Origin of the sequence: Bacillus sp. JAS24-2 (genome assembly GCF_008274905.1) — a bacterium.
Taxonomy (GTDB): Bacteria; Bacillota; Bacilli; order Bacillales; family Bacillaceae_G; genus Bacillus_A; species Bacillus_A cereus.
The window spans coordinates 981,303-1,000,167 of the sequence record NZ_CP031068.1 but is presented as its reverse complement, the minus strand read 5'-3'; the positions used below and the strand labels follow the sequence as shown (position 1 = coordinate 1,000,167).

Sequence of the window (18,865 nt, the reverse complement as noted above, 5' to 3'; positions counted from 1 at the left end):
GAGGTAAAATGAATGGCCATTCGTTTTTGTCAAAAGAAAAAGACCCACAGCTTGCACGCTTCTATATAAATTTATATAGAAACAATGAAATGTGGATCTCTACTTTTCTCCGTCACGTTTATTAACTTGTCTATAATGTTAACCGTAAATGAAAGCGGTGTCAACGAAAAAATTCACATTTTCGTCACTTTTTTTGGTAATGTTTCCATAGTTCGCGTTTTGATGTCGTAATTGCTGTCGCACCAGCGTTTAAAGCTCTTTCCACATCTTCTACAGTACGAATAAAACCACCTGCTAAAATCGGTACACCAGTACGCTCTTTCACTTCAGCGATAACGTCCGTTAATGCTCCAGGAAGTACCTCAATATAATCCGGTTTCGTCTTATCTAAAAGATTGCAGCTCTTCTCCATCGCACTCGAATCGATTAAAAAGATGCGTTGTATTGCCACAACACCTTTTTGCTTCGCCTTCATAATAACGCTCGCCTTTGTTGAAAGTAACCCGTACGGTCTAAACTCCTGACATAAATATTCCGTCGCATGCCCATCACTCTGCAAACCATGAATTAAATCCACATGTAAAAACACCTTTTTACAATATTGCTTCGCAAGCGATATAACACTCTTCAATTGGCCGACATGAATATCTAAAATAACAATATATTCATACGAACTATGTAATAGCTTTTCCAAATCTTTAATTTGCCTCACTGCCGGCAAAATCTTCTGTTCATGAAATTCCATTCTCTATATCCCCTTCTTTATGTCATCCTATCCTTTATAGTACACAATTTAAGTGAAAAGAACAGCTAGTGTAGGGGATTTCTTTCAAATCTTTCCTCTATCTATATATTTTCTTCAACTTATCCGATCCCATACCACCTATAATCATGAATGCAAGGGGTAAAAGACTCATTACATATGGCGCATCTGCTACAATTGTAATACTTGCTCCTGCAAACTTATTTAGCATCCATACAACGATTTTTGCAATAAACAAAAATACCCCTATCATAAATAGACTATCAAAAAACACCTTCCATTTTGGATACGCCAATTGCTTACTATCTTCAATTACTTTCTGCGTCAATTCTTCATCACCCCTTAGCAATTCATCAATTGTAATACCGAACAAATCACTTAAATGAATAATAATTTCAATGCTCGGATAGTTCTTTCCCGTCTCCCATTTCGAAACAGATTGCCTACTCACATGAAGTTTTTCAGCCAAATCATTTTGTGACCAATTTCTTTTTTCCCTTTCTTCTTTTAAACGCTCACTAAAAATCATACTGTGTTTATCACCTCTCTATGCCCATTATGTTTAAATAAATGATGAAGAGTAAAGCGAGTTATCGTTGCATTTCCTGCGCAACTTATACGTTACAGCTTATAATGGCGCTCTTTTATATGTATCTTCCCTATACTATGCTCCAATAATAATTTCCCGAACAATAATACAAGGGACGGATACTAATAAAGTGAAACTTTAATCAGTGGGGTCTTACTGCCCGGCAAATAGCGGGATAAAGACTAGATTAGGCATAAAAAATACGCCATCCCTTCTTATCAGTCTCCAGAAAGAATAACGCAAATTTTCATTTTTACTCATCATTTTTCGGACTATATGAAAACCCCGGATATTTCACAACAGGCCTCTTCTCCTTACGCAGGGAATCCATTACTTGCGGGCCAACATGTATATTACTCTCCACTATTTCTCTAGGAGTCAGTGCCATCCATTGATTTAACGATACATCTTCAAAACGATTACTTCTGAACATCTCTAAAAACCATAATGTTTCGGTACCTGTATTTTGAATATAATGCCCCGTCGCAAACGGTACATATCCGACATCGCCAGCTCTATAATCAAATGTACGAGCGGTACCATTTCCAAGAAACACAGTCATTCTCGCTTCCCCTGTCAAATAATATTGCCATTCATCATTATTCGGGTGCCAATGAAGTTCTCTCATTCCACCAGGCTCAACCTCAACGAGCGCTGCTGCGATTGTTTTGGAAATAGGGAAATTTGTAGAATCTACAATTCGAACGCTACCACCAGGCGTCTTAATCGGCTTTTGTTTTAACAATTCATGTTTAAATGTTAAAGGAACTTCTCCTTTCGGCGATTGAATTTCCTGACTTTCAAGCGAACCTGGCACCTCTCCTTGATAAATATAAACTTGATCTGAAGGAATAGAACGAAAAGCACTCTCAGGTACTCCGAAATTAGCCGACAACACTTCTTTTGGCGTATGCGCAAACCAATCAGAAATAGCTAAAGTAGATAAATCAGAAAAATGCCCATCATCGAAAACGAGTAGAAATTCACAATGTTCCAATCCTTGAATGGAATGCGGAATACCAGGAGGAAAATACCAAAGATCACCTGGCCCAACATCAGCAATAAAATTACGCCCATTTTGATCAACAGCCGTTATGCGCGCCCGTCCTAAAAGCATATACGCCCATTCCGCTTCTTTATGCCAATGTAGTTCTCGTACTCCACCGGCCGTTAAACTCATATTTACTCCCGCAATCGTCGTCGAAACCGGTAGTTCCCGAGCAGTAATCTCCCGAGACCACCCGCCTTGTTTCAAAATCATAGAAGTGTCCGAGAATGAAAACTTCAAGTTAGGAACTAACCCTGCATCCGTTATAGGCGGAACAAGCATATTCGGATTTTGAATATCCCGCATAACATTACGAGGTCCAGAATCAATCGCACCAGCTCCGTCGCTACGGATTGGTTGTGGCACATTCCCTCCCGCTTCATTAACAGTACGTTTCTTCATGATTACACTCCTTTTTCATCCAATTAGTAAGTAAAAAGCCTCCATCATAGTGTATGAATTGGGCTTTGGATGGTTACAGTTACTATGGTTTAAACCGTGAAAAAAACACGTCTACTATTGTTATTTTTTATCGGAAATTCAATATTCCCCATCAAATCTTCTTGTTCATTTCTCAACTTATACTAGTATGCTTAGCGCTTAGGAAGACAAAAAAATAAACTAGAACTAACAAAAAACCCTGTAAAATTTATTACAGAGTTTTTCATCAATTATTTATTGTTTTACATATCGAATACGAACATTATCGTCCATTTGATAAATTTGTAATGTGTTTCCATAACTAATTCCTAACTCTTCACTTACACCAACTGCACTTACAAATACCCCTTTAAATACTTTATTTTTAGTTGGTTTTACTACCGATACTCTTCGCTGCCTCTTCAAACAGTTTCGAACCTTCTTGTGCTTTACTTAATGATGGATGCATTTTACTTTCGTCTTCTTGGTCCAATGCATCAAATAGAAGTTGAAAACAATCCGCATATAGTTCCATCGACTGCTTTATCTTCGCCTGTTCTCCCTGTAACTCAGGAGGCGCTTGTAGATTCTTCAGTTTCGTTGCAGTTGCCTTTGCTCCACCTAAACTCAGTTGTACTTCACTTTTCTTTTGTTTGTATGATTTTACGTCTGAATCTGCTATTCCTTCAATTAATTTCATTGTATCTTCAATTTGAGTAGCACTATTTATGATATCTGCCTTGTACCTTTCAACATCTGAACCAGTTACCTTACCAGTTGAAGAACTAGAAGAAGTTGAATTATTTAAAGAAGAATTTGGTTGACTACTTGATGAACTACTGTTTGTACCTTCACCTTTCGCTACAGACAAGCTATCCTCTTTCTTACCATCAGTTGACTTACTCTCTTTTTCAGAAGTCTTATTCTCTTTCTCTACCTTTTGCGTTTCTTCTTTCTTTGGTTCAGCTTTCTTACCATCAGTTTCAATTGTAATACAACCACTCAATAACATAACTGGTAATGCTAAACTTACTAATTTGCTTTCATGATTACTAATACCCCTTTATTTGTAAAATGTAGTGCAAACAAGTTAATATACTTAACTAATAAATTTCCCCCGAATAATTTATTAAAATCTACTATCCATAGATTTCCTGTATATTCATAATCTTTCCATATATATCATTTTACAAAGAATTACATATTTGGTCAAAGGGATTTATGTAGTCCTTAAAAGAAAATTTTAATCCCAAAGAAAAGAAGCTAACAATAAATTGTTAACTTCTCGGCTTAAGGAAAAAATAGTATCTTTCCTTATCTTCTAATATCTAGGTTGTGATTGAATATTTGTAAGATGAACATCATACATATCAATGATTTCAAGAAATCTATCAGCTTCACGGAAAACATGGTCTGCTAATAATGGATGAATGATACTCTTTATTTTACATTGCTCAATTAAATCACGTGCTGTTTTCTTAAAATCCCGAAGAGATGCAACCGACACACGATTTTGATCTAAAAATTGATCTAAAAGAGGGGCTGTTTGGGATTGTGGTTTCATAGATTCTAAGTCAATTGCTTGATACATCAATTCATCAAAATCATTGCTAAAATTCCGCGCTGTATCTACAAGCTTTCTTTCCGATGGATCAAGAAGATGGCCAATAAATTTAGCATGGTCTGCCATAATCCGTAAAAAGAAAACATTTTCTTTAATAATAGCATCAGGAAGAGCATCTAATTTACCTTCATTTAATTGTATTAAACGTTTTCTAAAATAATCAGCTTCCCTACTTGTATGGTCAACTAAAAGTGGAAAGTTATTTTGTCCTGGCAATTTACATGTGAGAATTAACCCTAAAATTTTTCGTTTAAATCCCCAAATATTAGTTGCGGCTTGTTGTACTTCTGCATTAAATCTTTTTATTTGCTCAGGATCTGTTTCATTTGTATAGGAATGCGCTATTTGTTCAATATGTTCAAACAATCGATAAAATTGATTCGCCTCTTCGATTAGTTGAGTATCCTCGCATCTAAATCCTAAACGAAGAAAAAAAGAATGCTCCTTCATGATTCTAGACCAAAAACGAATTTCATTTAATGAACGCTCAACAAACATTACAGATGTAACACCTGTATCCGGATGTAATGAAGTTTCATCCCTATGCATTGTTAATCCCCCCCAGTAAAATCCCCACTAGTTCCATTCTTATGAGTAAAAAAATATATAAATACCATCAATAAAAGTTTATGATGACTCTCTTATACATGTAAAATTAAACTAATATAACCTTAGCTTGATGAACATATACTGCTCCCGCAGAAGAAAAAAAGCTACCACCTAGATGTAAAATCCTACTAAGTGGTAACCTTTCAAAAGTTCTATTAAAGCAATACCGAATCTTTATCACTATCCTGATTACGTTTCTCACGCTCTTCTTCTAAACGCTTCATATATACTTCGCCTTCTTTTTCGATAAACTCATTATCCATATCTTGCTCTTTTTTCGAAGTATATAAAACCATGTAGCCACTTAATACAATCCCAACAATTACAAGATAAACCCACCATGGTAAAGTTTCCACTCTACTTCATTCCTTTCCTTAGACAAGCCTTATTAGTTTCACTCTATGAGGAAAGAAGTGGATTTATGCTTAAAATTTTTATTGTGGATGCTTCGCGAAAAATGCTTGTACATATTCCATAAACTCAATTGGTTCTTGACGAAACGGTGCGTGGTATCCTTTTTCAATAATATGAAACGTACTATTTGCAAATAGCCCATGATACAGTTCACCATTTTTCCACGAAACACTCTTATCATGTCGTCCCCATATAATTAAAGTCGGTACCTTAATTTTATCAGCTTCCATCGCAATGCGGCGCTCTCGCATTTTCGTAAGCTGATCATAATGCTCTTTATCATCACGACTATTTTTTACTTCATTTTTATTATACTTCGCAATCTCAGTTACAGTTTGTAAGTCCGTCGATAGCGGTGGTACTTCATAACTTTCTTTTTGCTGGAAAGACTCTATCCCTGTAGAATCCGCCAAGATGAGATGCGTCACTGCATCCGGATATAAATACGCTAAATTGAGAGACATCTCTCCGCCCATCGAATGACCAAGTACTGCGAATTGATCATACCCGAGCTTCTTCATTAACTTATAATATAAATTCACTTGCGCAGGAAACGAATACTGAAAATCAACCGGCTTAGAAGAACGCCCAAATCCTAAAATATCAACCGCAATAATCGTATGATCTCGCACTAGTTCCGGATAAATATCACTAAACCCATCAGAAGAACCACCAAACCCATGCAACATGAGTAACGGAGGTTTCCCCTCACCAATTTGCTTAAAATAAATCGTCTGCCCATCAATTTGCGCCATACTCTCTTTCGTATTCAGCTTCATCATAACAGTATCTTTCACTTCTTCAACCTTCGCAATCGGCTTATCAACGAAGTTACATACGATAAGCAAAACAAGCACAATACCGCTAATCAAATAAAACTTAAACCGTTTCAAAGTTCCCGTCTCCTTTCTTGAGTTGCTATTTAAAGTTTTTACATTTTTTGGTTGTTTTATGTTCTCTTTTTAATTGTAACTAAAACAGTTACAATTATACTAAAAAAATATAACTCACTTCTATTACTAATGGTTATTCTGTAACTATTATAGTTACATATTTAAAGTAAGTCAATTCTTTTCTCTACATGGCCTAAAAATAGAAAAAGGGACTTCATGTTGAAGTCCCTTTCTTTGTTATTATAGTTGGCTTACTCCGCCGTCGCCTCTATTATCTGCTGGTGCTCCTCCTGTGTCGCCAATGTTAACGTAGTCTGGTCTTGCTGGTGCTCCTCCTGTGTCACCAATATTAACGTAGTCTGGTCTTGCTGGTGCCCCTCCTGTGTCACCAATATTTACAGCTTGATTTGTAAAAGAACTATTGAACCCAATTGATAATACCCCTACTAATGCAGTCCCAACAATAGCCAAACGAAATTTCTTCATTATTTTAACGCTCCCTTTTCCAATATATTTTTTTGAGCCTTATTATTCATATAAAAATATTTACTTGCCTTAACATGATCATCAAATTCATAAAATTTCAGTGCTAAAATTTCAGTGTATTCTTGAATACAATCCCATAATCTTTCTCTCTCAAAATAAGAAATTCCTTCTAAAATTACATCTTCAATAATTGATACTGAAGATTTTCCATTGAGTTCTTTCAAAATTTTAAACCGATGTTGAAATTCTTTTTCTCCTAAATCAACACAAATATTTAAACCTTTTTCAACAATTGGATTCGCCAAGTTATATTGTCCTAATTTGTAATGTTCACGTGCTTCTACAAACAAGGCTTTAAAGTGTTCTGGATAATTTTTGGTCACCTCAGATATATGACGAATTGCTAATTCTGAAAGATTTTGACTAGCATAAAGCCAAGCTAAATTATGCCGAACCATTAGCATATATTTTTTTTGATCTGCTTTTTGCAATACTTCCATAGCAGAATTAAAGTTTTCTTCCGCTAATTCATAGTGATCTATGTCTACACAACATAGTCCAAAAGCATTTTCACATAATCCTACTTTTATTTCATAGCCTGGATATTGCAAAAATGCTGTTTTTGCCCTATTCAAGTAATCTATTGCATGAACTTGGTCATATTTTTGATAATAAAAATTCCCCATCCGATAATTAAACTCCGCATGTTCTATCGGATCGGCAATATATTTCAATAACTTCTCAGCTTGCTCATACTGTTCTTTCGCTTCATTATAATTTGAAATTAATGTGCAATGAAACCCTTTAAAAAAGTGATAGTAATAAGCTAGAACACCTTCTGCCGGGATTTCAAAAGATTCCACTTTATCAAAACTATCTTCTCTAACCCCAATCCAATCAACTAATGCATCATATCTAAAATTCAACAACGCATGATAAAGCAATACATCCTGATCTACGTCCAACCCACTAATCTTACTTTCAATCTCCTCTTTCATTTCCGTAGCTTTCTCTATATTTTGCTGTAACATTACACGATACCAATCATCTAAAGAATGTTTCATTTGCTCCCGCGTTACTACATCTGCTCCCATACACTCGCATCTCCTTTTCTCAAACTTACAAAATTAGTATTTTTATACAATTATCAAAATTGTATATTACCACTCCTTTTCTATGCATTGAAAAATAATTATCAGAAAATTTAATATTTTGATTAATTATACCAAAGTTTTCCTTTTTAATAACTTGAGAAACAATTGTCAGAAAACTTACTAGGATAAATAAAAAAGCAAGCAGTTCCAGCACTCCGCTAAAACTACTTGCTCTCCTACTTACTATCTCTATTTTTACTCTTTAATAAATTCCTTCGTACTTCTCACTGTATCAATTGGACGAACTAATTTTTCAATTTCTTCACGTTTTGGCTCTAGGAATGGAGGTAAAGATAATTTTTCGCCAAGTGTTTCGTATGGCTCATCTCCCATAAATCCTGGGCCATCTGTTGCAAATTCAAATAAGATTTGTGGTGCAACTCTTGCATATAATGATTCAAAGAAATGACGGTCTACATAACCAGATGAAGGAAGTCCAACGCTACTGATTCTCTCAATCCATTCTTCTAATACAGCGCGATCTTCTACGCGGAATGCAGCATGGTGAACCGTACCAAAACCTTGTCGTGCTTCTGGAATAACCGTATTATGTTCTACAATGACAGAAGCACCGTTTCCACCTTTATTCACTTCAAATAAATAGAATTCTCCTTCTTGCGCAACCTCTTTAAATAATAAAACTTTTTCTAACACTTCTTTGAAGAAACTAAAGTTTGCAATACGGATGAATACAGGCCCTAAACCAGTAATTGCATATTCTAATGGAACTGGTCCGTTTTGCCATGGTGTACCTGATTCAATCCCTTTATCAAGTTCATCTGAGATTAATTGATAGTGTTGGTCATCAAAGTCAACGAAAGAAAGAATTTTCTTACCAAATTGCTCTTTAATTCCTGTATGTTCTACTTCAAGACGGTCAAAACGTTTCACCCAATATGCTAACGCTGCATCAGTTGGCACTCGGAATGAAGTTTTTGAAATTTCATTCGTACCGTGTACTCCTTTTGGAATACCTGGGAAGTCAAAGAATGTCATATCTGTTCCTGCACTACCTTTATCATCTGCAAAGAATAAATGATACGTTTGAATGTCATCTTGGTTTACTGTTTTTTTAACTAAACGCATTCCTAAAACGTGAGTGAAAAACTCATAGTTTTTTTCTGCACTACTTGTAATCGCTGTAACGTGGTGAATTCCTTTTAATTGGTTCATTTTATATTCCTCCAATGGGTTTCATTTATTTGTTAAAGTTGTATATTTTCTTCTATTACTTCTCTTCAATCGGTGCTAAATTCGCTTCAATTTCTGCTCGCTGATCTTCTAAGAATGGTGGTAAATCAAGCTTTTCTCCTAGATGTTCCACATCTCCATCAACTGTAAATCCTGGTCCATCTGTCGCAATTTCAAATAGGATTCCGTTTGATTCGCGGAAATATAAGCTTTTAAAATAGAAACGATCAATGATTCCTGAAGACTGGAAGCCTCTTTGTTTCACCTGTTCTTCCCAATAGGCAAGCTCTGCATCGTTTTTCACACGAATTGCTAAGTGGTGAATGCTACCGCGGCCCGGCTTTTCAGTAGGACCATCTAAATATTTCACAACGATTTCTCCAAAAGCCTCTCCTTTAATGGACTGAAAAATTGCTTCCTCTTCGCTGCGGCTAACCTCTGTATAACCAAACATCTCTGTAAGTGTACTCGCCATTTTATCAAGTCTACGAACTGTCATTTCTACAGAACCCATTCCTTGAATTTGATGCTTTGCAGGAACTTCTGATTTCTCCCAATTTTCCCAGTGCTCTACTTTTTCTCCGTTTGAAACGAGTAGCACGAGACGAAGACTTTCCGCATCCTCAAATTGCAAAGCAGGACGATTTGCATATGTTGTTATTTCACTATGTTTTACACCAAATTTCTCAAATCGTTCTTTCCAGTAATGTAAACTTTCCTCTGACGGAACGAGTAAGCCAATTCGCGTAATTGCATTCGTACCACGGTACGTTTTTCCTACTAAAGGCATTTCAAAAAATGATAGTTCCGTACCTGGGCTCCCTGTTCTATCTCCGTAAAATAAGTGATACATCGATGGATCATCTTGGTTTACCGTCATTTTCACACGGCGTAAACCAAGCACGTTTTTATAAAAATGGTTATTCTCACTTCCGTTTTTTGTAACCATTGAAATGTGATGATGCCCTTTAATTTCATACATTGATAATTCCTCCGTTTCATTTTACTAGTCAAGTGATACCTAAAAAATAATATGCTTCTTAGCTTTTCAATTTATTCTCATTATGTTTTTGTAAATTCATCTTAGTTTTTACTGCATAAGTTACTTTCGTTTTTAATCGAAAGCAACTGAGTATATGTTTTTCATATGACTCAATCGCTTTCGTTACTATCACTTTACAACTCAAGTGATTAAAAAGCAAGTAATTTATCTCAAATTCGAGATATTTTTTTATTAAATAACATTTTGGACTAAAAACACGAGAAATTCTTGGTTTGAGGACATTATAAAATTCATAAGTTGATGGATGTGAGATATCGCCAGCATTTTTGAAAAAAACACGCTAAGAGTATGCGAGATTTTATACAGTTTTTTCGTTAATCCAATAACAGACAAGAACCCTAAAACCGCACCAGAATAGGAATGTATAAAAAATTGCATAGATTGATAGCACAAAAAAAGGAGGTTCCCTTGTGAGAGTAGGGTTCCTCCTTTTTCCTTGCTACCGATAATAGGACGTTATGTTAACTGATCATGTATAGGATATTCATATAGGAATTGTTTCTATCAATGCTGAATTATACAAAGAAGGAGGCATGATAATGAAAAAAGAACAATTAATATTAATTGCTAGTCTTACTCTTTTATTTCCTGTCCTTGAATTTTTCTTCCAGAAATATGATTACTTCAATTTTTACGCACATATAGGTATTATAGCCATTGCTGTATCAACTGTCGTATTCACACTCCATTATATAAAACAAATTTATTGGAAATTATCGATCGTATGAGGAAATTATGAAAGAATAGAATTTAATTGAATATGTTTTCTATTACCCGTTTCAAGCTTTTCCCCATACCTTTTACTGCCCATACTAGTTTAAGGAACACTTTAAAGATAGCATCCCATACGTGTTCATTAATAAAAAATTCGTATACTTTCTTTAACCACTCTTTCGGGGATTTACTCTTACGTTTAAACCTTTGCCAATGCGTTTCTTCACTAGTTTTCATAACTACCCCTTCTTTCTTAATCGAATATGCTTTCTATTAGAAGTTTTAACACCTCGCTATAATGATGAAAAGAACGAGGTTTATCATATCTGGCAATTTAATCACTCCTAATTTTAAATTAAATTCATTATATAACGATTTCTAAATTTTTAGTTAATTACTAGTGAGAATTAAGCAAAATTTAAACAAAAACACCTATGTTAGGCTTTAGTTACAGGTTTTCCCCCTATAAAATCAACTATTTGCGCCACCAACTATGGGGTACGCGAATTACTTTGATATTATCTTTGAACGAACAAAATAACTCCTTTCGAAAAACAAATGAACTGATATTAATCAACTTCCAATATCGAGAATTATGTAAATAAGCTGCCCATATGGACAGCTTATTGTATTTTTTGCTTAACATATTTTTTCTGAAATGCTGGCGGTACTCAATTTAAAAGTTGATATGCCCCCATTCTAGTGGCAAGATATGTTTTATTAGTTCTTCGTTACACCCATGCGTACTTCTTAACTATTTTATTTCATTTTTAATAAAGTGAAACTTTAATCAGTGGGGGTTTTCTTCACCCCCCACTGATTATCAACCCTCACCAATCGGACTTTAATGACTTAACATTATGCTTATCTTAGGAGCAAGGTATTTTATCGGTGAGTGTATACAAACCATGTAATGCTTGCTGTTAATAATGCTGACGAAATCAAAGCTGTAAGAACACTATATGTTTGCCACATAAGTATTGTTGACCAATCGAAAGCGCAGCACAGTATACCCAGAGCAATCGTAGCGATCAGGAAAATAACTGTTACGGTTATTCTCTTTTTTGTCATTGGCTGTCGCTCATTCGTTCTCCTTCTGCGTAATCCTAAGAGAAATAGCAAAACGGCCAATAGGCAAAAAATAATTGTGATAGACGACAAAATGATATCCAAAAGCTGTGTGCCGCTTATTTCATATGACTGAGTTAGATTGCCTTCTAATATATCTTTAACTTTTAGTACCATGTTTGTATTGGTATTTGTGCCGTTGCTCAGCAAGGAGACGGCTGTTCGTTCATTTGGCAGTATGACTACTTCGGTTCTGAAATTTGGATTGCCCCCAGTGTGTTCTATAATCGTTTGTTCGGCATTTACGGACCAACCTGCCGCATAATACATACCGTTGACAGCCGAAACAGACATATCACCCCTATGTGATTTTTCGATAACCGTGTGAAATATTTCGGGTATGTCCTGCACGATACCCATCTGTATGCCCAGCCAACGAGCCATATCTTTTGTATTAGAAATGATGTAGCCTGCGGGTTTATTCCCAGCATAATCCGGAGCTTTAAATGGAGTTGTCATAAAAAAGGAAGAACGGTAGCCCTGTGCCAACTGTCCAGTAGCTTGAGCATCTTCTTTATAAACATACGTCTGGTGAAGACCTAGCGGCTGAAATACCTGTTCCTTCATAAAGTCTTCATAGCTTTGTCGCGACACAATCTCAATAACCAAACCCAATACGTCATAATTAACGGTTCCATAGTTATACTGTTCACCGGGAGGGAACGCCAATTCAGCATCAACGAGCATTTCCACAGTCTTTTGCAACATATCCGGTGTATTGCCTTGTGGAATATTTTGAGTATGCCTAATATTTGTTAGACCACTGGTATGGTGAAGAAAGTTATTTAGTGTAAGACTTTGCATATCAACAGGTTTCCCTTGATACTTTAATGTAAACCAAGGTAAATACTTTTGGACAGGGTCAGTCATTGAGAGCAGCCCTTGCTCTTCCAATAGCATAATACCCATACCGGTAAAAGCTTTACTGACCGAGGCTAACTCATAGAGTGTATTTTCACTTGCAGACAACCCCTTTTCACGGTCTGCATACCCTGAAGAAAAGTAGAACACTTCATCATCAGCAAGTATTGAGATTGACATTCCCGGCACACCTGATATACGACAGGCATCATCTAGCAACGCTTGTATTGCCGCAGATTGCGAATCTGACAACGCATAACTTTGTGTTGCGAATCCTGAGAATAATATAAATATCGTTAATACAAAAACAATAATCTTTTTCATAAACTCTCCCTTTTGGAAAATTATAAGAGAATAATATAAATAACCTCCTTTTACAACTACGAAACTAATTTTTAATGTATCTTTCTATTCACCTATATAATATCAAATAATTGCGAATAGTTACACTTGAACGAACAGATGGATGTAATTTGAAACAACTTTAAAGAGCCTTGCTACGTAGAATGTAGTAAGGCTCTTAGCTTTTTAATAATCAAAATTCAATAACTTTATTATCATTATACAACAGCCCCACTAAGCTTATTACCACTTAATGAGGCCATTTGATTCACATTATTAATTATGGAACGTCGGCTTATAGAACGAACGATTATCAAGTGCGAAGACACGCTCTGTGTATTCGCCTGGTTTTGTGCGTCCTAATGCGCGGTCCATCATGTTCATTTTTGCATCTAAGTTATCGATGTAGTGCAGAATTTCTGCTTCTTTTACTAATGGTGGTTTTGGGCTACCCCATTCCGCTTTTCCGTGGTGCGAAAGGACGATGTGTTGAAGAATTAATACTTCTTCTGCATCGATTTGCAATTCGTCTGCTGCTTTACCAATTTCGTTCACCATAATAGAAATGTGGCCTAGTAAATTTCCTTCTAACGTATACGTTGTAGAAATTGGGCCAGATAGTTCGATTACTTTACCAAGGTCATGTAAAATAACGCCTGCATATAGTAAGTCTTTATCTAAAGATGGGTATAGATTTGAAATAGCTTTCGCTAAATCAAGCATTGATACGACGTGATAAGCTAGTCCAGATACGAACTCGTGATGGTTCTTTGTCGCTGCTGGATAGTCTAAAAATTCGTTTTGATGCTTATTTAATAAATGTCTTGTTAGACGCTGAATGTTCGGGTTTCTCATTTCAAATATGTATTGCGTAATTTTCTCAACCATATCTTCTTTTTTCACTGGTGCTTTTTCTACGAAGTCTGAGATGTCTGTTACTTCATTTTCATTCGCAACACGAATTTGTTTCACACGTAATTGAATACGTCCTTTGTAGTTTAAAATATCACCAGCTACTTTCACGATTGTTTCCGCTACATATTGTTTCTCAACTTCTGGTGATACGTCCCACAATTTCGCTTCAATATCTCCACTTGGATCTTGTAAGATTACTGTTAAAAATGGCTTTCCATTGCTTGCGATACCTTTTGTCGCTGTTTTAATTAACAAGAAAATATCGACTTGTTCACCAACTTCATACTCTGCAATTTTCTTTTTCATTCGAATTCCTCCACCAAATCAGTTACTTTTAGTATAGCACACTACAACTCATTTTCTTTACGCATATGTGTTAATTTTATAATCTGTTTTTCTGGAAAATACGCAAGTAAATGCGCATGACATGTAAAGAATATGACTTGTCTATCCTTTGCAATTTCCTTTATAAGTTCAATCGTACGATTCGTCCTTACCGCATCAAAATGCACGAAACTATCATCAATAATAAATGGATAATCATGTTCGAATGTTTTCGCGAGTGCAAATCTCAGCGATAAATATAACTGCTCCGCTGTCGCTTGGCTTAGTTCATGACTGTAAAAACGCATACCATCGTTACGTTCAACGATAAACGGTTCTGCCTCTGACGGTGAAAAGATTTTACTATAGCGTCCGCCTGTTAAATAGACGAAATACTCTTCTGATTTTTGTAAAATACGAGGAAGATGAACTTCATGATAATAGTGCTTCGTTTTCGTTAACACTGTCTTTGCGGCCGCATAAGCAGCCCACTTCTTCACTTGTTCACGCACTTGCGCTTTTTTCATTTCCCATTCATGCATTAAATCGCCGTACGTACTACCTTCTTCTAAATTCGCAATTTCCATACGATGTTTCGCAATACGCTCTGTCAGTTCTTTCTCTTTCGTAAGACAGTTTTGGACAGTTGTAATTTCTTGCTTTAATTTTCCTTCATAACCGTCAGCTTCATAATGTTCAGCTAATGATAAACTCGTTAAACGCTGTTCCAACAGATCAATTTGCGGTAATAAACGCCCCACTTGTTTCACTGCATCCTCACGTTTTTCCGCCAGTTTACCTGCTTCTAAAAACATCTCTTCATCTGTAGACTCTGCAATATGCCATAAACCATCTCGTTCTATTAGTAATTGCTTTAATTGTTCTTGCATAAACTCATATTCTTCTTGCCATTCCGCCAGTTTTTCTTTTAACTGCTTACAAGTTTGGCGCTTCTCTTTCTCATTTTGCATACGGCTTTGTGCCTCGTGTAGCTTACTATACTCCGCACTACCGATAACAGTTTCTAGTTTATGTTCAAATTGCGAAATCATTTCATATAATGAAGATTTTCGCGTACCTTGCTTCTCTAACTCCCGATATAATTGCTGCATTTTTTCAATACGCTCAAACGCCGGCAATATGTGTGCATACGTATAAAATTCAGGAAACATATAGCGCGTTTTATATGCATCGACTTGTTCTCCCGCCTGGAACGTTTCTCTCTCCCATTCCTCATACGATGAAACGACTTTATCATACGCTCGTTCCAACTGCTGTAACTTATAAGACTCGCGCTCAAATAACTTCCGAATCTCTTCATCTTTTTCTAACTGATAACGAACAGACATCGCTTCTTCACTTTGTCTCCCGCCAGCACTTTGCTGAAGTGTAAGGAGCTCTTCTTGTAATCCACTTGATGGATCTTTATATAAAACAAGGGCGAGAACAATCCCTACAAAAACAATGACACTAATAAATAAGAGCGGTCGATTGTCTATAAATAAGCTTGTGAATAAAATGCCTGTGTTAATAAGGAGTAACAGAAGACAAACTCTTTGCCACTGCTTTTTCTTTTGCTTAGCTGCTCCTGCTTTTTCCTCATACTTGCGCTTCATTCTCTCTGCGCCCATACCGATAAACGCCGCATCTTGGAACGATTTCTCTTTCTCAACTAACACATTTCTCTCTTCATCCACTAACATTTGTTGCTTAATCTGCCTTATGTTTTCTTCTTGTTCTTCTAACTGCTCCTGCGCTACTTTAAAACGATCATCAAGCTGTGCTTTTTGCGTTTCTAATTCGCGCGCCTTTTGCACTGTTTGCGTAATTAACTCTTTCGTTGCCAAACTCATATCAAATGAAAGAACTGTTTCCTTTTCAAAAGTAGCACCAATTTGTTGTTCTAGTTCTGCGATTTCTTCTTTTATATTCGTAATACTTCCTGTCATATCACGCATTTCTTGGCGTGCATTTTCGTAAGACATATGCTGCATACGAAGTTCTTCTACATAACTTTCTTTTTGTAAAAACTCTTCATCTATTTGAATAGAGGCAATTTCCGATTGCACTGTCTCAATTTTCTTGTGGAGCGAATCAACTTGTAATTGAAGCGGCTCCATCTTCGCCTTAATTGCTTCATAACGCGCCATTCCGTTTACAGGAAACTGCCCGCTCTCGTTCTCTAATACTTTCTCATGCGCACGCTTTTCAATAACGAGTGGCTCAAGCGCTGCTAATATTTCATAATCTTGCTTTCGTTTTTCTGCACTCTCTTTTTCCCCGCGAACAGAAGCAAGATTCTCTTCGCTTTCTTTTAACTGCTCGACCTGTTTTTCATACGTGCCAATTTTCCCTTGCCACTCTTTCATCTTCTCTTCAAGTTTCTTCATCTCTTGCAGTGACACGTTAATTTCTGGTTTACGACCACTCGGCTTAAAGCGCTGGTCCATTTCTTTTTCTAGCTTTTTATCTAACTGCAATAGCGCATCACTTCCGACTGCACTTGCCGAAAATAAATAATTGCCAATATCTGCTTCGCCAAGCTGATGAATGTTTTGAAGGCCATGCATATCAAATGAAAAGACAGATTCAAATAAACTTTCATTCATCCCGCTTAATATATCGTTTAAAATTTCTTCTCCGCCCGTTTTCCCGTCTTCAAAATAAACGGTCACCTCGCCAGCTGCCGTCTTTGGCAACCGTTCAATTTTCAAACGGCCGTACTTCTCTGTTTCCACAGTCATCGCACCGCCATACTTCCCGCCTTCTTTCGGCTCATAACGGCGCTGTCCTCTCGTCGGAAAACCGAATAAAATACTTTTCATAAATGAGCGAATTGTCGATTTCCCCGCTTCATTTTCACCGTATAACACTGTCAGCAAGGAAAGATCCATTTCCACATTTTCTAATTTTCCGTACCCATAAATATGGAGTTTTTCAATTCTCATTTTTTATCCCTCTCTTGCTGGAATAATTGTTCTAAAATAATATTTTCTGCTTCCTTTTGAATCTCTTTCTTCTCTTCTTCTGTAAAAGATTCAATACTATTACGCGCTACAGGAGATGTCCAAATAGTGCGCAATACTCCGTCCATATTAGTGAAAGCTTCTAACTCCTTTAGCACACTACCGACGAAATGATTTTCCGCTTTCAAACGTTCGATTTCCGCAAAAGAAACCGTCTCATTTTTCCACTTCATTGCATATACGAAATCTTTTCGCTCTTCTCCAGATGCTAAAATGTGAAAAATCTCTTCCACACGCTTTTCGTCGCGCAAATAAGGTGAAAGTGGGCCTTGTCCTGTAAATACGACAGTTAATAGCGTACCTTCCTCTTCTCTTCGGCATTCATTCATCGCAGTAGATATGCTTGTCATAAGTTCATCAACAGTGTCAAGTCCATCAATACCAACCTCGATTTCGTCCCATACAACATCTGCCGTATGGAAAAATGAACACTGCGATCCTTTTTTCGTAAGTTCAATAAGGTATGCACCCTTCTCGCCTGTTTCCTTACGATGACGACCTTGTATGTTCCCTGGATAAATAATGTATGGTTCTTCTGATAAAATTTCACGTTTATGTATATGGCCAAGAGCCCAATAATCAAACTGTTTTTCTTTCAACTCACGAATTTGAAACGGTGCATAGCGATTATGCTCTGCATCTCCTTCCACACTTCCGTGAAGCATACCAATATGAAAAGGCGCATCACTCATTTTCGTATACTGCGCTGTCATATTATCCGTTACCGCTTGCTGCAAATAACTAAAACCATAAATAGAAGCTAATAGCTCACCATTTTTATAAAATGATTTCTCTTCTACATAAGGCTCAGTAAATACATGAACATTTTCCGAAAACTCAATTGCTGCCCAGCTTCCCCCTAAATGATCATGGTTACCGTGAATAATAAAAACAGGGATATCGTATTGCGAAAGTCTCTTCATTTGCTCACGCACAAACACTTGCGCCCTCAAACTTCTCGTCTCCGCATCATACAAATCCCCAGCTAGTAATACGAAATCAACGCGCTCTTGAATCGCTTTATCAACAATACGCTCAAATGATTCAAACGTACTTTGCTTCATTCTCTCCCACACAGACTGCGTAACATTCATCTCCATCCCTTTAAACGGACTATCCAAATGCAAATCAGCCGCATGTATAAACTTTACTTGTTTCACAAATAACGATCCTTTCTATCTTTCAAAAGTTTCATTTTATCAAAATTTAAATCGCTGAAAACTAATAATCATCGAGAATAAAAATATTCTCGATGATTAAAGTTTCATTCTATTTTACCACGCAATGTCATATATTTCTTT

General features: G+C 36.4%; 18 protein-coding genes. 1 reads left to right on the top strand and 17 read right to left on the bottom strand.

The features are described from left to right. Window positions 1-184: 184 nt before the first annotated feature. From glpP to DN407_RS05185, 12 genes are all read right to left on the bottom strand, one after another. A complete protein-coding gene (glpP, locus tag DN407_RS05235; RefSeq protein WP_000394285.1) occupies window positions 185-745 on the bottom strand; it encodes a glycerol uptake operon antiterminator GlpP in 561 nt (186 codons plus the stop codon). 97 nt (window positions 746-842) lie between these two features. After that, a complete protein-coding gene (locus DN407_RS05230; protein WP_098664068.1) occupies window positions 843-1,292 on the bottom strand; it encodes a helix-turn-helix domain-containing protein in 450 nt (149 codons plus the stop codon). Window positions 1,293-1,605: 313 nt separating this feature from the next. Next, window positions 1,606-2,802, bottom strand: coding sequence for an oxalate decarboxylase family bicupin (locus DN407_RS05225; RefSeq protein WP_000747515.1), 1,197 nt, complete (start codon window positions 2,800-2,802; stop codon window positions 1,606-1,608). A gap of 273 nt (window positions 2,803-3,075) precedes the next feature. Further along, entirely contained in the window at window positions 3,076-3,246 is a 171-nt protein-coding gene (locus DN407_RS31515; RefSeq protein WP_002100810.1) for a hypothetical protein, read from the bottom strand. Beyond that, window positions 3,206-3,832, bottom strand: coding sequence for a DUF7018 domain-containing (lipo)protein (locus DN407_RS05220; RefSeq protein WP_149216080.1), 627 nt, complete (start codon window positions 3,830-3,832; stop codon window positions 3,206-3,208). Before DN407_RS05220 ends, DN407_RS31515 begins: the two co-directional genes overlap by 41 nt. A 309-nt stretch (window positions 3,833-4,141) precedes the next feature. Continuing rightward, window positions 4,142-4,993, bottom strand: a complete 852-nt coding sequence (locus tag DN407_RS05215; RefSeq protein ID WP_000554479.1) for a DUF2935 domain-containing protein — start codon at window positions 4,991-4,993, stop codon at window positions 4,142-4,144. A 215-nt stretch (window positions 4,994-5,208) separates the two neighbouring features. After that, window positions 5,209-5,409, bottom strand: a complete 201-nt coding sequence (locus DN407_RS05210) for a sporulation YhaL family protein (RefSeq protein WP_000449223.1) — start codon at window positions 5,407-5,409, stop codon at window positions 5,209-5,211. A 78-nt stretch (window positions 5,410-5,487) separates the two neighbouring features. Beyond that, a complete protein-coding gene (locus DN407_RS05205; RefSeq protein WP_149216079.1) occupies window positions 5,488-6,360 on the bottom strand; it encodes an alpha/beta fold hydrolase in 873 nt (290 codons plus the stop codon). Window positions 6,361-6,600: 240 nt separating this feature from the next. Continuing rightward, window positions 6,601-6,846 carry a Phr family secreted Rap phosphatase inhibitor gene (locus DN407_RS05200; protein ID WP_000714518.1) on the bottom strand — a complete coding sequence of 82 codons (246 nt, stop codon included), beginning with the start codon at window positions 6,844-6,846 and terminating at the stop codon, window positions 6,601-6,603. Further along, entirely contained in the window at window positions 6,846-7,940 is a 1,095-nt protein-coding gene (locus DN407_RS05195; protein ID WP_097796463.1) for a response regulator aspartate phosphatase, read from the bottom strand. Before DN407_RS05195 ends, DN407_RS05200 begins: the two co-directional genes overlap by 1 nt. A gap of 255 nt (window positions 7,941-8,195) precedes the next feature. Next, complete coding sequence (locus tag DN407_RS05190) at window positions 8,196-9,173, bottom strand: ring-cleaving dioxygenase (RefSeq protein ID WP_149216078.1); 978 nt, start codon at window positions 9,171-9,173, stop codon at window positions 8,196-8,198. 55 nt (window positions 9,174-9,228) lie between these two features. Further along, the gene (locus DN407_RS05185) at window positions 9,229-10,173 is read right to left on the bottom strand and encodes a ring-cleaving dioxygenase (RefSeq protein WP_097796462.1); all 945 of its coding nucleotides are present in this window, start codon (window positions 10,171-10,173) and stop codon (window positions 9,229-9,231) included. 620 nt (window positions 10,174-10,793) lie between these two features. Between DN407_RS05185 and DN407_RS05175 the strand changes: the two genes are divergently transcribed. Beyond that, window positions 10,794-10,982: a hypothetical protein gene (locus DN407_RS05175; RefSeq protein ID WP_000712159.1), complete on the top strand. Its 189-nt coding sequence runs from the start codon at window positions 10,794-10,796 to the stop codon at window positions 10,980-10,982. 22 nt (window positions 10,983-11,004) lie between these two features. Here the strand turns inward: DN407_RS05175 and DN407_RS05170 are convergent, their stop codons facing one another. The 5 genes from DN407_RS05170 to DN407_RS05150 all read right to left on the bottom strand — a co-directional run bounded on the left by DN407_RS05170 (window position 11,005) and on the right by DN407_RS05150 (window position 18,724). Beyond that, window positions 11,005-11,205 carry a hypothetical protein gene (locus tag DN407_RS05170; RefSeq protein ID WP_000858032.1) on the bottom strand — a complete coding sequence of 67 codons (201 nt, stop codon included), beginning with the start codon at window positions 11,203-11,205 and terminating at the stop codon, window positions 11,005-11,007. A 648-nt stretch (window positions 11,206-11,853) separates the two neighbouring features. Then, window positions 11,854-13,281, bottom strand: coding sequence for a serine hydrolase domain-containing protein (locus tag DN407_RS05165; RefSeq protein WP_098286233.1), 1,428 nt, complete (start codon window positions 13,279-13,281; stop codon window positions 11,854-11,856). Window positions 13,282-13,575: 294 nt separating this feature from the next. Next, window positions 13,576-14,520: a 3'-5' exoribonuclease YhaM gene (yhaM, locus tag DN407_RS05160; RefSeq protein WP_000726639.1), complete on the bottom strand. Its 945-nt coding sequence runs from the start codon at window positions 14,518-14,520 to the stop codon at window positions 13,576-13,578. Window positions 14,521-14,561: 41 nt separating this feature from the next. Beyond that, window positions 14,562-17,486 carry an ATP-binding protein gene (locus DN407_RS05155; RefSeq protein ID WP_149216077.1) on the bottom strand — a complete coding sequence of 975 codons (2,925 nt, stop codon included), beginning with the start codon at window positions 17,484-17,486 and terminating at the stop codon, window positions 14,562-14,564. Further along, window positions 17,483-18,724: a metallophosphoesterase family protein gene (locus tag DN407_RS05150; RefSeq protein WP_000815728.1), complete on the bottom strand. Its 1,242-nt coding sequence runs from the start codon at window positions 18,722-18,724 to the stop codon at window positions 17,483-17,485. Before DN407_RS05150 ends, DN407_RS05155 begins: the two co-directional genes overlap by 4 nt. Window positions 18,725-18,865: the final 141 nt, after the last annotated feature.